General features: G+C 68.9%; 11 protein-coding genes. 6 read left to right on the forward strand and 5 right to left on the reverse strand.

Annotation, left to right across the window (positions count from 1 at the left end; genetic code table 11):
- Window positions 1-484 precede the first annotated feature (484 nt).
- The 5 genes from ADK67_RS04800 to ADK67_RS04820 all read left to right on the forward strand — a co-directional run bounded on the left by ADK67_RS04800 (window position 485) and on the right by ADK67_RS04820 (window position 6,232).
- The gene (locus tag ADK67_RS04800) at window positions 485-820 is read left to right on the forward strand and encodes a DUF6247 family protein (protein WP_063797505.1); all 336 of its coding nucleotides are present in this window, start codon (window positions 485-487) and stop codon (window positions 818-820) included.
- Window positions 821-830: 10 nt separating this feature from the next.
- On the forward strand, window positions 831-1,085 hold the full coding sequence (locus ADK67_RS04805) for a hypothetical protein (protein WP_053715170.1): 255 nt from the start codon (window positions 831-833) through the stop codon (window positions 1,083-1,085).
- A gap of 917 nt (window positions 1,086-2,002) precedes the next feature.
- Window positions 2,003-2,248, forward strand: coding sequence for a helix-turn-helix domain-containing protein (locus ADK67_RS53355; RefSeq protein ID WP_331459234.1), 246 nt, complete (start codon window positions 2,003-2,005; stop codon window positions 2,246-2,248).
- A gap of 483 nt (window positions 2,249-2,731) precedes the next feature.
- On the forward strand, window positions 2,732-4,105 hold the full coding sequence (locus ADK67_RS04815; RefSeq protein WP_157619931.1) for a cellulase family glycosylhydrolase: 1,374 nt from the start codon (window positions 2,732-2,734) through the stop codon (window positions 4,103-4,105).
- Between the two features lie 132 nt (window positions 4,106-4,237).
- The gene (locus tag ADK67_RS04820) at window positions 4,238-6,232 is read left to right on the forward strand and encodes a beta-galactosidase (protein WP_053715171.1); all 1,995 of its coding nucleotides are present in this window, start codon (window positions 4,238-4,240) and stop codon (window positions 6,230-6,232) included.
- A 182-nt stretch (window positions 6,233-6,414) separates the two neighbouring features.
- Here ADK67_RS04820 and ADK67_RS04825 read toward each other — a convergent pair whose 3' ends face one another.
- From ADK67_RS04825 to ADK67_RS04835, 3 genes are all read right to left on the reverse strand, one after another.
- The gene (locus tag ADK67_RS04825) at window positions 6,415-9,354 is read right to left on the reverse strand and encodes a glycosyl hydrolase 115 family protein (RefSeq protein ID WP_053715172.1); all 2,940 of its coding nucleotides are present in this window, start codon (window positions 9,352-9,354) and stop codon (window positions 6,415-6,417) included.
- Window positions 9,355-9,522: 168 nt separating this feature from the next.
- Complete coding sequence (locus ADK67_RS04830) at window positions 9,523-10,737, reverse strand: alpha-galactosidase (protein ID WP_231648017.1); 1,215 nt, start codon at window positions 10,735-10,737, stop codon at window positions 9,523-9,525.
- A gap of 123 nt (window positions 10,738-10,860) precedes the next feature.
- Complete coding sequence (locus tag ADK67_RS04835; protein WP_053715173.1) at window positions 10,861-11,742, reverse strand: alpha/beta hydrolase family protein; 882 nt, start codon at window positions 11,740-11,742, stop codon at window positions 10,861-10,863.
- A 335-nt stretch (window positions 11,743-12,077) separates the two neighbouring features.
- Here ADK67_RS04835 and ADK67_RS04840 point away from each other — a divergent pair, with 335 nt between their 5' ends.
- Entirely contained in the window at window positions 12,078-12,722 is a 645-nt protein-coding gene (locus ADK67_RS04840; protein ID WP_053715174.1) for a hypothetical protein, read from the forward strand.
- Window positions 12,723-12,735: 13 nt separating this feature from the next.
- Here the strand turns inward: ADK67_RS04840 and istB are convergent, their stop codons facing one another.
- Together istB and istA are read right to left on the reverse strand one after the other, a co-directional pair.
- Window positions 12,736-13,527: an IS21-like element helper ATPase IstB gene (gene istB, locus ADK67_RS04845; protein ID WP_053715175.1), complete on the reverse strand. Its 792-nt coding sequence runs from the start codon at window positions 13,525-13,527 to the stop codon at window positions 12,736-12,738.
- Window positions 13,527-15,032: an IS21 family transposase gene (gene istA, locus ADK67_RS04850; RefSeq protein WP_053715176.1), complete on the reverse strand. Its 1,506-nt coding sequence runs from the start codon at window positions 15,030-15,032 to the stop codon at window positions 13,527-13,529. The genes istB and istA overlap by 1 nt, the downstream gene beginning before the upstream one ends.
- Window positions 15,033-15,162 lie beyond the last annotated feature (130 nt).

Here is a 15,162-nt window from a genome sequence, read left to right on the forward strand (position 1 = left end):
TTCCTCGTCCGTCAACACCACCACGGCCACCGGCCGACCCCTACGAGCCACCCGACAACCCTACAATTCATCAACGAACTTCAGACGCAGGACACTAGGCCACCGCCGACCACCTAACGACATCGACTGGGCCCACACACCCACGGCGGCGCACTGCACATCAATCGAGCACCCCGACGGCAGCGTCACCTTCCCCAAAGCCCACCGCGACGACTGCCTGTGGGGTGCCAGAACTCTGCACTGGACCGCTGAGCTGCCGTGATCGTGCGTCGTGTGCCATAAGGACATGATCGTGAGGTGTGGCGTTACGACTGCTTGATCAACGATTACGAGTCTGCATCAGGGGTCGGGCAGGTTCCGAGGCGGACGGCGCGAACCGCAGGTCGGCACGACCGAATCTAGGGGATGCCTCGCGGCCGACACGCAGCCGGCTGTCACCACACGACGTCTGCACCCGGGCCGTTGCGGCCGCTAGGATGAGCGGGTGACCGCAGCAGCACCTCAACCACAGCACGGCCCGGGCGGGCCGTCATTCGCCGACGCCACGCCCGCCCAAGTGCGCGCGGCACTCATCCCCGAAGAGGCCGAGCAGTTCGACCGGGAGTGGCGCGACGTCATGGCCCGCGCCACCGAGGCGCTCGACCTCACCGAGGTGTTCCACACCCTGAACTCCTGGCGCCGGGTCGCCCGCATCACCGTCGCCCAGGGCGCCGAAGCGCACCGCGCCCTGTACCGCCGTGCGGCGGCCAGGGTCACCGGCGCGCAGGTCCCGCCAGACGAGCCACTGGCCACCACCAAAGCCCGCTTGGGACTGGCCTGACCGGCCCACCTTGTACACCCTCACCACCGACGAGACCTCGCGACAGCAGGTCGACGCACTCCCAGCCCAGGCCCTCGCACCGTTCGCCGAGGTACGCGCCGTCCTGGAGGTCGCACCGTGGAACGGGCAGCCCTACCACCGGGACAAACCCGACACCCCGATGCGCGCGATGAGCTTCGGCCCCCACGGACAGGGCGACGTCGTCTACCTCATCCTCGAGGACCCACGCCGAGTCGACCTACTACTGGTCCTGTGGATCGACTGACCGGCGAACCGCCCCTCCCCCGATAACACACGTCAGGGCTCAGCCGAGGTGGCCGTAAACGCGATGTCCGGTTGTCCGAGCCGACCGAGGACATCCCCTGTGGGGTTCCAGAACTCTGCACCTGGACGCTGAGCTGCGGTGATCGCGCACCATGAGCCGTAGAGGCATGCTCGCGAGGTGCAACGTTACGACTGCTGTATCTGATCTTCGTCCGGCTCGTTGGCTGGCTGGTTCTGCTCGGCCGGTCATGGGCGGCCAAAGGACGTGGAGTTGCCGGTGCTGCGGCACGAGGTCGCCGTGCTGCGCCGGACCAGTCCCGCGGATACCGCCCGCACCCCGGCGCGACACCGACACCTCCTGGCGACGGTTCCAGCAGGCCCAGGCAGCGAGCATGCCGGCCTGCGACTTCTTCCACGTCGACTGCGCCCTGACGCTCAAGGGTCTACGTGTTCTTCGTGATGGAGGTCGCCAGCCGCTACGTGCACATCCTCGGCACCACCACGAATCCGGACAACCTGTGGACCACGCAACAAGCCCGCAACCTACCGATGGACCTCGGCGGACCGGGCAGACTACTTCCGGTTCCTCATCCGCGGCCGGGCCGGGCAGTTCACCGCTCCGTTCGACGCGGCCCTCTCCGGCGAGGGCATCCAGGTCGTGAAGATCCCACCACGGTGTCCACGAGCCAACTGTTACGCCGAACGATTCGTTGGCACCATCCGACGCGAAGTCACCGACCGACTGCTCATCCTTAACGAACGCCACCTGCGGGCGGTACTCGACCGCTACGTCTCCACTACAATCACCGCCGACACCACCAAGCCCTACAAGTCAGTGGACCGTCGCCGTTGGCCAGAGATCTTCCCGGTCACGCCGGGCACCCTGCTCGCCTGGCACCACAGGTTCGTGGCCCGCAAGTGGGACACTCCACGCGGCGACGTACCGGGCGTCCACCGACACGAGCGGCGATCAAGACGCTTGTGCTGCGGCTCGCCAGAGAGAACCCACGGTGGGGTCACCGGCGGATCCAGGGCGAACTGGCCCGCCTCGGCCATCGCATCGCCGCCTCGACGGTCTGGCAGATCCTGCACCACGCGGGCATCGACCCGGTGCCACGCCGTGCCGGTCCGACCTGGCGGGAGTTCCTCACGGCCCAGGCCTAGGGCATCATCGCGGCGGACTTCCTCCACCTCGACACAGTGCTCGGCAGGCGCCTGTACGCGTTGGTGTTCCTCGAACACGGCAACCGCCGCCTGCACGTCACCGGCATCACCTCTCACCCAACACGGAAGTGGACAACCCAGCAGGCCAGGAACCTCGCCGCCGACCTCGGAACGCGCATGGAGTCCCAACGGCACCACCGTCTACACCGGCGGCGCACCCACCGGCGATGTCCCCGGCCTGGCCTACGCGGGCGCGGATTCGTCCTACGTGTACTTCACCCTGCGACCGGGCTCGTGGACGTTGACCGCCACCGGCACCGGGCGCTTGCCGATGCCGGTGCGGTCCCCAGGGAGGTGAGGTCGTAGTCGATGTCCAGACTTTGACTCGTGCTGAAACTTACTCTTGGCCCGGCCGGATTCCGCTGTTAGCGTGCACAGTGCCGGGCCCGGACCGCCGTCGTGCCACTCGTTCCCCACATCGTCGTGAGGTCAGGGATCATCAAGAGAGTTCTCCACGCGCTGGTCGCGTTGGCGGTGGTCGCCGCCGGGATGCTGGTGGCGGGCAACCCGGCGCAGGCGGCGACCGGCTTCTACGTCAGCAACGGGCGGCTGTACGACGCCAACGGCTCGGACTTCGTCATGCGCGGGGTGAACCACCCGCACGCCTGGTACGCGAGCCAGACGCCGTCGTCGCTGGCCAACATCAAACGACTCGGCGCGAACACGGTCCGCGTCGTGCTCGACTTCAGCCGCAGCGCCTCCGACATCGCCAACGTCGTGTCGATGTGCAAGCAGAACAGGCTGATCTGCGTGCTGGAGTTCCACGACACCACCGGCTACGGCGACCAGCAGGCGGCGACCCTGTCCCAGGCGGCCGACCAGTGGATCCGCGTGCGCGGCGCGATCGTCGGCCAGGAGCGGTACGTCATCGTCAACATCGGCAACGAGCCCTACGGCAACAACAACGCCGGAGGCTGGACCAACGACACCATCGGCGCGATCCAGAAACTGCGCAACAACGGCCTGACGCACACTCTCATGGTCGACGGACCGAACTGGGGCCAGGACTGGTCCGGCACCATGCGCACCAACGCATCCAGGGTGTTCAACGCCGACTCGCTCCGCAACACCGTGTTCTCCATCCACATGTACGGCGTCTACGGCACCGCGAGCGCCATCACCAGCTACCTCGACGCCTTCGTCAACGCCCGCCTGCCCATCGTCGTCGGCGAGTTCGGCCACAACCACTCCGACGGCGACGTCGACGAGAACACCATCCTGTCGGCCACCCAGTCCCGACGACTGGGCTACCTGGGCTGGTCCTGGAGCGGCAACGGCAACCCCGTGCAGTACCTCGACATGGCCAACGGGTTCAACGCCAACAGCCTGACCTCCTGGGGCCAACGCATCTTCAACGGCGCCAACGGCATCAAATCCACCTCCACCGAGGCATCGGTCTACCGCGGCACCGGTGGCACCTCCATCGTCTCGACACCGGCCAACCGGTGCGTCGACGTGCCGGGCGCCTCCCAGGCCAACGGCACACAGGTCACGCTGTGGGACTGCAACGGCGGCGCCAACCAGTCCTTCACCAGCACGTCCTCCGGTGAACTGCGGGTCTACGGCTCCAAGTGCCTCGAACCCCATGGCAACGGCACCGCCGCCGGCACCGCGGTATCCATCGGGGACTGCAACGGCACAGCCAACGAGCGGTGGTCGGTCAACAGCAACGGCACCATCACCAACCAGGCCACCGGCCTGTGCCTCGACGCCGAAGCCGCCGGCACCGCCAACAGCACACGAGTACTGCTATGGACCTGCAGCGGCACCGCCAACCAGCAGTGGACCCGCCGCTGACCCACCCGACACCACGTGGCGCTCGTCCACCCGTCCAAGGACGAGTAGACGAGCGCCACGTGACACCCCCACATCCGGGCACCGCTGAACGGCGGTTCACCGCGACGCTCTCCTGACCGGAGGACTCAAGGGATGACGACGCACTGGCCCACCTCGGCACTCGGTTTCGGCGGGGACTACAACCCCGAGCAATGGCCGCCGGAGGTGTGGGAGGAGGACGTGCGCCTCATGACCGAGGTGGGCGTGAACATCGTGACCATCGGCGTGTTCAGCTGGGGCGCCCTGGAGGTCGCCGACGGCGTGTTCGAGTGGACGTGGCTGGACCGCGTCATCGATCTGTTGCACCGCAATGGGATCTCGGTCGACCTCGCCACCCCCACCGCCTCACCACCGCTGTGGCTGCACGCCGCCCACCCCGAGATCCTGCCGGTGCAGGCCGACATGACGCGGCGCCGGCCGGGAGCACGGGACGGCTGGTGCGCGAACTCGGCGACGTTCCGCCGCTACGCGCTGCGCATCACGAAGGCACTCGCCGAGCGCTACGCCGCGCACCCGGCGGTGGTGCTGTGGCACGTCAGCAACGAGATCGGCGGCGGGAACGGACGTTGCCACTGCGACGAGTCACTCGCCGCCTTCCGGGTCTGGCTGCGTGAGCGCTACGGCTCGCTCGACAACCTCAACCGCGCCTGGGGCACGGCGTTCTGGGGCCTCTACCTCACCGACTGGGACCACGTGCCCGCACCGCGCGGCGGCGAGGCGCACAACCCGGCGCTGATGCTGGACTACGACCGGTTCTGCTCGGACTCGCTGCTCGACCACTACCGAGCCGAACGCGACGTCATCCGCGAGTTCGCCCCCACCACGCCGATCACCACCAACTTCATGGTCGGCCCCCACCAGGACATCGTCGACTACCCGCGCTGGGCCGAGCACGTCGACGTCGTCGCCAACGACCACTACACCATCCCGTCCGATCCGCTGTCGGCGCAGGACATCGCGTTCTCCGCCGACCGGGTGCGCGGGATGACCCCCGGTCGCGGTCCGTGGCTGCTCATGGAGCACTCGGTCAGCTCCCACGCATGGCACACCGTCAACCGGGCCAAAGCGCCCCGTGAGCTGGTCCGGGACAGCCTCGGGCACATCGCGCGCGGCGCCGACGGCGCGCTGTTCTTCCAGTGGCGGGCCTCGTTGCGGGGCGCCGAGCAGTTCCTCCAGGGCATGGTGTCGCACGCCGGCACCGACTCCAAGATCGGCCGCGAGGTGCGGGAGCTGGGCGCGGTGCTGGGCAGGCTGGCCGAGGTGCGGGGCTCGACCGTGGAACCCGCGCGGGTCGCGTTGCTGTTCGACGACGAGGCGGGGTGGGCATTCTCCCGAGGACTCAAGCCGCACAAGGGAATCGACTACGGAGACGAACCGCGCACCTGGCACCGTGCGCTCTGGACCCGCAACGTCCTTGTCGACGTCGTCGCCCCGTCGGCCGACCTGACCACCTACGACCTGGTGATCGTGCCGACGCTGTTCCTCGTGGACGACGAGTCCGCCGCACGCGTCGCCGACGTGGCACAACGCGGTGGCGTGGTCGTGGTGACCTGGATGTCGGGCATCGTCGACCACGAGAACGCCGTACGACCCGGCGGCTACCCCGGCGCGTTCCGCGACCTGCTCGGCGTCCGCTCGGAGGAGTTCTACCCGCTCCAACCCGACGAGCACGGCCGACTCGACTCCGGCGCCACGTTCCACTCGTGGTCGGAACTCATGGACGCCACCGACGCCGAGGTCGTCGCACGCTACGCCGAGGGCCCGTTGGCCGGCGGGCCTGCCGTGACCCGCCGCGCCGTCGGCTCGGGCGCCGCCTACTACGTCTCGTGCGCCCTCGAACCGGCGAGCCTGGACGAGTTCGTCGGGCAAGTGCTCGACGACGCGGGCATCGAACCGTCCGGCGGCGGAGCGGGACTGGACGTGGTGCGCCGCGAGAAGAACGGCACCACATGGATCTTCGCCCTCAACCACGGCGAGCAGGAGCGCCGCGTGGCCGCGACGGGAGTCGAACTCGTGACCGGCGAGACCATCGACCACGAACTGGTCGTACCGGCCCGCGAAGTGCGGGTCGTGCGGGAAAGTCGATGAGCGGCGAAGCTCGGTGACCTGCTTTGAATGGTCCCGATGCCCGTCGTTCCTGACATCGCGCCGAGTTGGCCGCTCGACCTGGATCAGCGACTGCAGCACCGCTCAGGTCGGTTGATCGAACTGTTCGCCGCACACCGCCGCCACGCCTTCGACCTGGTCACCTCAGCGGAGTCCTTCCTTCCCTAGCGGACTCCGCGACCCACCGCCCCCGGGTGGTAGCTTTCCGGCGGGGCGAGGTAGCTCGCCGGCAGGCCTCCTGTGTTCACCACGATCTGGTCCACGACCATGCCGGGGTCCACCATCAGCAGGCGCAGGACGTGCTCGCCAGGCGTGGTGACGGTCAGCGAGCCGGTCAGCTTCTCCACGCCCGCGGTGACGTTGCGCGCCCAGGCGTCATCACTCCTGCCGGTGGCGATGGCCTGACCCGACAGCACCACGGCGGGACCGTTGTCGAGGGCGATGGCCAGCCGTCGTTTCCCGCGTGCGTCCAGCGACGGCAGGCGGAACACCGTCACCGGGAAGGTGCCCGTGCCGGCGAACCGGATCCGGTAGGACAGCTCCGGCGACCGGGTCGTCACGTTGTCGGCGATGGGCGCCGCGGTCGAGGGCACGGCCTCCACCGCGGCCTGCCGCCGGCCGAGTCCACGGACCACGCGCCAGTCCGCGCCGCTGCGCGGCACGCGGCCGTGGAAGTGCGCGGCGTCGATCGAGACGTAGCCGTGGGCCTCGACGAACCCCGTGGCGCTCGTACGTGCCTGCTCGCCGTCATTGCTGACGCGCAGCGGCACGGACAGGCTCCGCCCGGCGCCGGTGAACGTCACCGTCGCCTCGTGCCTGCCCTGGGGTGCCCGCGCCCAGTCGATCGAGACCCACACGCGAGCCTGGTCGGTGACGGTGCCGGAGGTCGAACTCACCAGTACCCACGGGTGACTCGTCGTGGCGCGCCAGGTGAAGGAGCGGAACCCGGTGTTGAAGACGTCCACGAAACGGCGGTCGCGCGGATAGGAGGAGAAGGACAGCGGCCGCGCGGTCCCGGTCTCGTTGCCCTCGGCGGCCACTCCCAGCCCCGAGGTGCTCTGCGGCGTCACCCTGACCACGGTCGGGCGACCCGGCGCCTTGGGGATCTGGGTGGGGTAGGGGTTGACGACACCGTTCCACTTGCCGCCCGCGATCTCGGTGTTGTAGCGCCGGGTGAGCGCTTCCTCCTCCGTGTGGGCGGCCTCGCACAGGTCCGCGTACCGGTTCACCCCGGCTCCGCGGCCCTGCCGGGACGCCAGCGCGTTGCAGTCCGCCCAGTAGTACTTGAGGTTCATCAGGTAGGCGCCGTGCACCGGGTACTCGACCAGCTCGTAGAAAGCGTTCTGGTAGGCCGGGGGCAACATGCGGCCCAGCGCCCGTGTCCGCTCCAGCAGGTTCCGGTAGGCCGCTATCCGTCCGCCCGCCTCGTCGCCGTGGTGGATCAGGGAGATGGTGCCGCGGTCGACGAACTCCGGGCGCCGTTCGGCGGCGAGGCGGTAGAACTCCGTGCGGATGGCGGCGATCTCGCTGCCGTGCTGCTGCCCGAACTGCCGGCCCGTCCACTCGACCAGGAAGTCCTCGACGTTGTCGGGTCCCCACCGGTGGACGTTCCAGGCGAGGTCCATGCAGAAGGACAGTCCGGCCTCCTGCGACTTGATGTCGCCGACGTTGATGACCCACAGGCGGTCGACGCGGTGCTCGTAGGCGCGGCGCAGCTCCTGCCAGATCTTGCCGATCTGGGTGGTGTCCAGCCACAGGTAGCTCTTCGGGCTTCCCCAGTACGAGATGTGGTAGTAGATCCCGTTGCCGCCCGGGCGCTGCTGCTCCGCGCTGGTGGGCATCTGCCGCATGTTGCCGTGGTTGTCGTCCGGCCAGACCAGGGTGATGTCCTCGGGCACCTGCACGCCCGCGTTGTAGAGGTCCAGGACTTCCTTGTAGGGGATGAAGATCTGCGGGCCGGTACCATGGCCGACCTCCTCGGCCAGGATGCGGCGCTGATCGGTGATGATCCGGTTCATCACCGCGACCTTCTGCGGCACCGTCGTGGCGTAGCGGGTCACGAAGCCGGAGTCGTGCAGGCCCCGCATGCCGATCGTCCAGCAGCTCTCGTAGGCGGCGTTCTGCCTCGCACGCGCACGCCAGTACGCGGCGATCACGCCGGGGTTCACCGTGTAGTCGTACTCCGGCAGGCTGCCGTCGGGGTTGCGGTGCGTCTCGGCCCACGGTTGCCACTCGTGCACGCCGTTGCGCAGCAGCGCTTCCGGGTGGCTGGAGCCGACCACGATCCCGTACTCGTCGGCGAGCCGGGCGTTCTCCGGGTACTTGTTGAAGTGGTCGGTGTACGGGTGCATGGCGGGCCACAGGTAGTTGGCCTTCAACCGCAGCAGCAGTTCGAAGATCTTCTTGTAGGTCTCCGGACCGATCTTCTTGTCCCGCTCCTGCATCCGGTTGGACCACGTGGTCAGGTTCTGCTCGTCGTTGATGAAGATGCCCCGGTAGCGCACCGACGGTTCACGGCGCTTGACCGTCGCCGCCCCGACGCTCACCGCCGTGCGGCGTTCCACCGGCACGTCGGCCCACCAGTACCACGGCGACACGCCGATCCGCTCGGAGGTGTCGTAGATGCCGTACACCGCGCCACGCCGGTCGCTGCCCGCGATCACCAGCGCCCGGGTCACGCCGGGCAGCGGGTTGTCCACCACCTGCGTCACCGACGCCTCCCACCGGCCCGCCACCTCGGCGGTGTCCAGCCGGCCCTCCGCGATCAGGCGGTCGATGACCGGACTGGCGCCGATGGTGCCGATCAGCACCGCGGTCCCCGCCATCCCGGACGTGCTGCGGCGCAGGGGTGGCCGCACGCCGCTGACCCGTTCCAAGTCGGCGGCGAGGTCACCCGCGGCACGGGCGACCGCCGGGTCGTCCGCCTGGTCCACGAACAGGGCCACCGCGACACCGCCCTGGACGAGGGTGAACCCGTCCTCGGCGAGCCCGTCCTGCCCGGGCGCCGCCATCGCGATTCCCGGCACCAGCGGGGCGACGCCCGCGATCGCCATACCGCGCAACAACGATCTGCGCGTCCATCCGTTCGATTCGCTGTTCACCATGGATCCCGACCTTCCTGCACACCGGGCGGCGGAGAAGAAGTGCTATGACCGAACTGGCAAGCGCCGGCCAATCAATGCCGTAGGGAGACGACGTGAACACGCCGGATCGCCGTCCGGCATCAGAGCTTCCACTCCTGCTGTCACGTCATGCGTGCCGCCGTTGCAGTCCTACAGCTGGGCTTTCGCCCCGGACGCGGCGTTGGCGGGGGCCTCCAGGCACTTTCCGAGCAACTGCAACGTGGTACCGCTGCGGGTGAACAGCTGGTTGGCCGCGCCGTGGCAGTCCCAGATCGCGAGCTGGGTGCCGTTGGTGTCGGCGCTCTCGGGCGCGTCCACGCATCGTCCGGCCGACTCGCTGCGCAGCGCGAACGTCGTCGGTGGTGTGGTGGTGCCGCCACCGCTGACTCGGAACACGGTCGTGCCGTGCGCCGGGACGCTCGCCGAGATGGCACCCGTGGTCGTGGAGGTCGTCCCGGTCCACAGGTCCCGCAGCGTGAAGGAACTGCCGTTCTTGCCGATGGCGCTCGCGGTCGTCGAGACGGTTGTGGTGGTGTTGCCCTGGTTGAACAAGGCGACCGCGACGTCGCCGTTGGTCAATCGTTTGGCGAGCACGCGTCGGGTGCCGTCGGAGGACGCCTGCGTGGCCTGCACGCCGAGCGGGTCCTGGTTGACCGCGATCAGGTCGGCGTTGCGGAGGATGCCGAGGGCGGTGGAAGACGCGTTGCGGACGTCGTTGCCGGCGATGAGCGGCGCCGCCATGACCGCCCACATGGCGAAGTGGCTGCGCTGCTCGGTCTCCGTCATGCCGCCGTTGCCGCCGGTGTCCCACCGGTTGGTGATGTCCTCGGTGGTGCGCCACATGTTCGCCACGTCGCCCCAGTTGCGCAGCCGGCCGGTCTTGGCGTGGATGCTGTTGGGGTTGATGCTGTAGACGATCGGGCGGCCGGTCGCGACCAGGGCGTCCCGCATCTTCGCGAACGCCGCCACCTGGTCGGCCATCGTGCCCTCCGGCGAGCACCAGTCGTACTTCAGGAAGTCCACGCCCCAGGCCGCGAACTGGCGCGCGTCCTGCGCCTCGTGCCCCTTGCTGCCGGTGGCACCGGGGAAGGCGTTGAAGTACTGCGCGCACGTCTCGGCCGCCGGCACCTGGTAGATGCCGAACAGCAGGCCTTTGCCGTGCAGGTAGTCCCCGAGGGCTTTCATCCCGCTCGGGAACCGGGTGGGATGCGCGCGGAGGTTGCCCTGGGCGTCGCGGTTGGGATCGAACCAGCAGTCGTCCACCACCACGTAGCGGTAGCCCCGTGCCGCCATCCCGTTGGCGACCAACGCGTCGGCCGTCTGCCGGATAAGCGATTCGTTGATGTCGCAGCCGAACGTGTTCAACGAATGAGGGTGGACGAACCATGGTGCTCCTCCGCCGGTGGATCGTCGTGCGTACCGAACTGAGGTGGTCAGGACAGCACAATCACTGTCCTGACCACCTGAACGCGGCGAGCCATGTCGGGGCTAGAAGGCTGTTTCCCAGGTGGTGGTGCTGGAAGACGCGTCGGTGCGGAGGCGGTCGCGGGCGGCGGTGTCGGCGTACAGGCCCCAGCGCATCCAGTCCACGAAGGTGTTGCGGGCACGGGAGTCGCCCCAGTAGCTGCCGTGGTCCCCGCCGCGGAAGGTGAGGAACGCCTTGGGCCGCGGCAATTCGTTGTACGCCTGGCGGGCGGAGGAGTAGGGGCAGAGGGGGTCTCGGTCCCCGTGGATGAACAGGACCTTGGCCTTGACCGAGGGGGCCGGGTTGCCCATGTCCACGCAGGCCATGGGAACCGCGGCGACGATGCGCGGGTCGGGTGCGATGGTGAGCAGGCTGTGCGTGGTCATGCCGCCCATCGAGTAGCCGTACACGCCCACACCGACGGTGGTGTTGATGTGGCCCCTCAGCGGGTCGTTGGCGGTGTTGAGCGCCAGGGTCCGCGTGATGACCTCGGAGACATCCCTGCCGAGGTTGCCGTTGTAGGTGTCGCCGACGTTGCTGCCGAAGTGCGGTCCCGGCACGATGAACCCCGCCGCGGCCATGGGCCTGATGTGCGACAGGGAGCCCTGCGGGCTGCTGCCACTGCCGTGGGTGTACTCGCAGACGGGGAACACACCGTCGGCCACGGGCGCGTTCGCGACAGGTCCGCTACCGGGCGTGCCCTTGGCCGGGTAGTACACGGAGGTGGTGATCCGACGGGTGCCGCGCATCCAGCTGTACTGGCGGACACCCACGGCGAACGGCGTGGTCGGAGCGCCCAGCGAGGTGACGGAGGCGAGTCCCTGCCCGGCGCCGAGCAGTCCGACGCCGAGGCCCGCCGCGCCGGCCGCGCCGACACGCAGGAAGGTACGTCGTTGCATGGTCATGATTCCTCCACGTTGAGGATGGTTCGGGGTGATGCGACCGCTTTCGCGGCGGCGGACGGTGCGCAGCGGGGTTCAGGTCGTCGGAGGATCAACCGCCCGAGGCGGCACGCGGTCACGCGGGAGTTGCCTGCCGTGCTGACGGGCCGAACCCGACGAGGCTTGCGTTCCGATGACGACCCATCCGCCCGACTGTCGGGTGCGTGTCCGGCACGGTGCCCTCCTCGGCCGCCCACCGCATTGATACGATTCAACCGCGAGGTATGTCAGTTAGACTGGCGATAGCAATGCGGAGTGTCAATGGTCGGGTCTCAATACGCAGGATCGCTACAGTCGACTTGGTCCTGCACGCCAACCTGCAACAGGAGCGCACCGTGGTAAGCCCGTTCGACGTCGAAGAGATCTTTCCCGACGTCGCCGATCCCGTGCGACTGCCGCGCCGGCAGAACGGCAGCTCACCCCAGGGCCTGACGGTGACCTTGATCGCCGACTACACCCTGCACGTCCGCGCGTGGTTGCCGACCGAGGCGATCGTGGCCCTGCTCGGCGATTTCGGCATCACCACCGGCGCCGCGCGGACCGCCATCAGCAGGCTGGCCCGCCGAGGCGTGCTCGAGGGCAGCCGACGTGGCCGACACAGCTCCTACCGCCTGACCGAACCCGCTGCGGGCGACCTGTCCTTCGGCGGCACCTCCATCGCGGCGTTCGCCGCCGGACCCGACTCCTGGGACGGTTCGTGGACGGCCTTCGTCTTCACCATGCCGAAGGAGGAGAAGAGCCGGCGGAGCTCCCTGCGAGCCCAACTGAGGTTTCGCGGGTACGCGCCGCTCTACGACGGAGTCTGGGTGTCACCACACCCGATGAAGGAACAAGATCACGCCGAACTCGTCGCGGCTGTCAATGGCCATTCGTTCTTCCCCATAGACGGCCTGGAGTTCTCCCCGCTGGTGGCCACCCAGATCTCCCCAACGGCGGCCAGATAGTTCCCCGCCCCGGTCAGTTCAACGGCATCACGCCCTTGCCGGAGGTGGCCTGAGCGAGCCGGAAGCTGTCACCCTGGGTGACCACGACGTGGGCGTGGTGCAGCAGCCGGTCGACCGTCGCGGTGGCCAGGGTCTTGGGCATGATCTCGTCGAACCCGGACGGGTGCAGGTTCGAGCTCACCGCCAGCGCCCGCCGCTCGTAAGCGGCGTCGACCAGGCGGTAGAAGCCCTCGGCGGCGTCCGGGCTGACCGGCAGCAGCCCGATGTCGTCGATGATGATCAGATCGGTGCGGATCAACCGGGTCATCGCTCGGGTGATCGAGTCGTCGGCGCGGTGCCGGCGGACCAGGACACCGAGGTCCTCGATGGTGAACCAGGCGACGGTCATCCCGGCCTCGACCGCGGCCTGCCCGAGCGCCTCGCAGAAATGAGACTTGCCGGTGCCCGACGGTCCGCAGACACAGAGGTTCTCCTTGCGCTGCACCCATTCCAGGGTCTTGAGCGCGTCCTGGGTCGGGCGCGGGATGGTGGATGCCTGCTCGTCCCAGTCGCCGAAGGTCTTCCCGGCGGGGAACGCGGCGCGTTTGCGGCGGGTGCGCAGGTTGGCCGCGTCGCGTCCGGCAGCCTCCTCGGCGAGCAGGACGCGGACGACCTCGGCGGGGTCCCAGCGCTGCGCTTTGGCGGTCGGGATCAGGTCGGTCAGCGATCGCCTGATGTAGGGCAGTTTCAGGCGTTTGGTCAGCTCGATCGCCTCGGCCAGCGGGTCGCCGCCCGAGCCCGCGACGGTGCGCAGTGGTGCCGCCATCACGCCTCGTTCCCTTCCGTGGTGATGCCGAAGTTGGACCAGGCCGAGGTGCCCGGTTGCAGGCTGTGCGTCTCACCGGCCCTGGTCGGCTCGGCCCGCTCGCGGCCAGCCTGGTGGGCCAGGATGCGGATCAGGTCGTTCTCGGCGAACCGGCCGGCGATCGCCGCGGTCCCGAGCGCCTGGTCGACCTCGGCGGCCGGGTGCAGCTTGGCCAGCGCGACCGCCTCGGCCATCTTCGGTCGGACCCGTCGGGCTCCGGCCGCGGCGGCCTCGACCAGCCAGGATGCCGCTCCCGGCCCGAGCGCGAGGAACGCGGCTTCCTCGGCCGAGGTGGCTTTCGGGACGCGGTCACCGTCCTTGTTCCCGCGTGGTGGGTAGTGCTCGTCGCTGATCACCGGGGTGCCCGGCGTGGACCGGGCATGACGGGCGACCTCGGTCGGACCGGCCTGGCCGACGGCGGTGACGATCAGCTCATCGCCGTGGAACCGGGCCCAGACCCTGGTGTCGACCAGCTCGTGCGGCACCGAGTAACGCACGCCCTCCACCGAGATCGTGCAGTCCCAGTTCACCCGGCGCGTCGTGCCGAACGCGACCGTGAACGCCTGAGCGGGCAACGGATGCAGCCTCGTTCGTTCCTCGGCCAGTGCCTCGAGCGGGCGGCGCCGGGTCTCCCGGTGCGGCCGGTCGTTGACCTGCTCGCAGAACTCCCGGCAGGCCGTCTCCAGCTCGCCGAACTTGCGGTACCCGCCCAGCAGGTTCGCCTCGGTGGGCACGAGATCGGCTTTGGCGATGCGCACGGTGGCCTCCGATCCGCCCTTGGACTGCGGGTCGGCCGGGACACAGGTGCGGATGGTCATCCCGTAGTGCCGGCCGACCTCGACGATCTCCGGGTTGCGCACCGCGATCCGCGCGACGTGGTCGACCGACACGGTCTTCTCGTTGTCGGTCAGCGCATAGGTCGGCACCCCGCCGATCCGCCGCAACGTCGTGTCCAGACAGGACACGATCGTGGGCAGAGTCTTGTCCCACACCGGAATCACCACCCGGAACCGCGACCATGCCAGCCACGCGCACCACAGGCTCGTGCGTCGCCCGCCGATACGAGGGCCTTCGCCCCAGTCCCACTGCAACCACAGCCCCGGCTCGGTGATCCAGGGCCGGAACACCCGCCGCTGCCCGGCCTGGAACCGCTGCTTGACCCGCGCGACCTCCCGGCGGGTGGTGCGTTCACCGCCGGCGAAGCCCATCGCGGCGATCCGCTCGTGCACCACGTCGGCCCGGATCCGGCCGCCGGAGCGGACCACCAGCTCCTCGATCTTCTCCAGATACCCGTCGATCGGACGAGCCCGATGCTCACGGGCCACCGGGCTCTGCCCGGCCTCGCGCATCTGCACATAGCGGGCCACCGTGTGGTGGTCACACCCGGCCAACTCTGCCGCCGCACGGTAACTGCCCGTGAGGTCGTATGCCTCAAGGATCTCCATGATCTCCCTGCTCGTCTTCACCGGCCGACTCTTGTCGACCGGTGGCCTGGACTGCTCACCGGGGAGATATCTGGCCGTCAGCGGGGAGATCGCCGGCCACCTACGGGGCGGTAAGTGGCCGCCTATGGGGATCTTTCACTGGCCGCCGACA

The organism is Saccharothrix sp. NRRL B-16348 (assembly GCF_001280085.1).
In the GTDB taxonomy this organism is placed as follows: domain Bacteria; phylum Actinomycetota; class Actinomycetes; order Mycobacteriales; family Pseudonocardiaceae; genus Actinosynnema.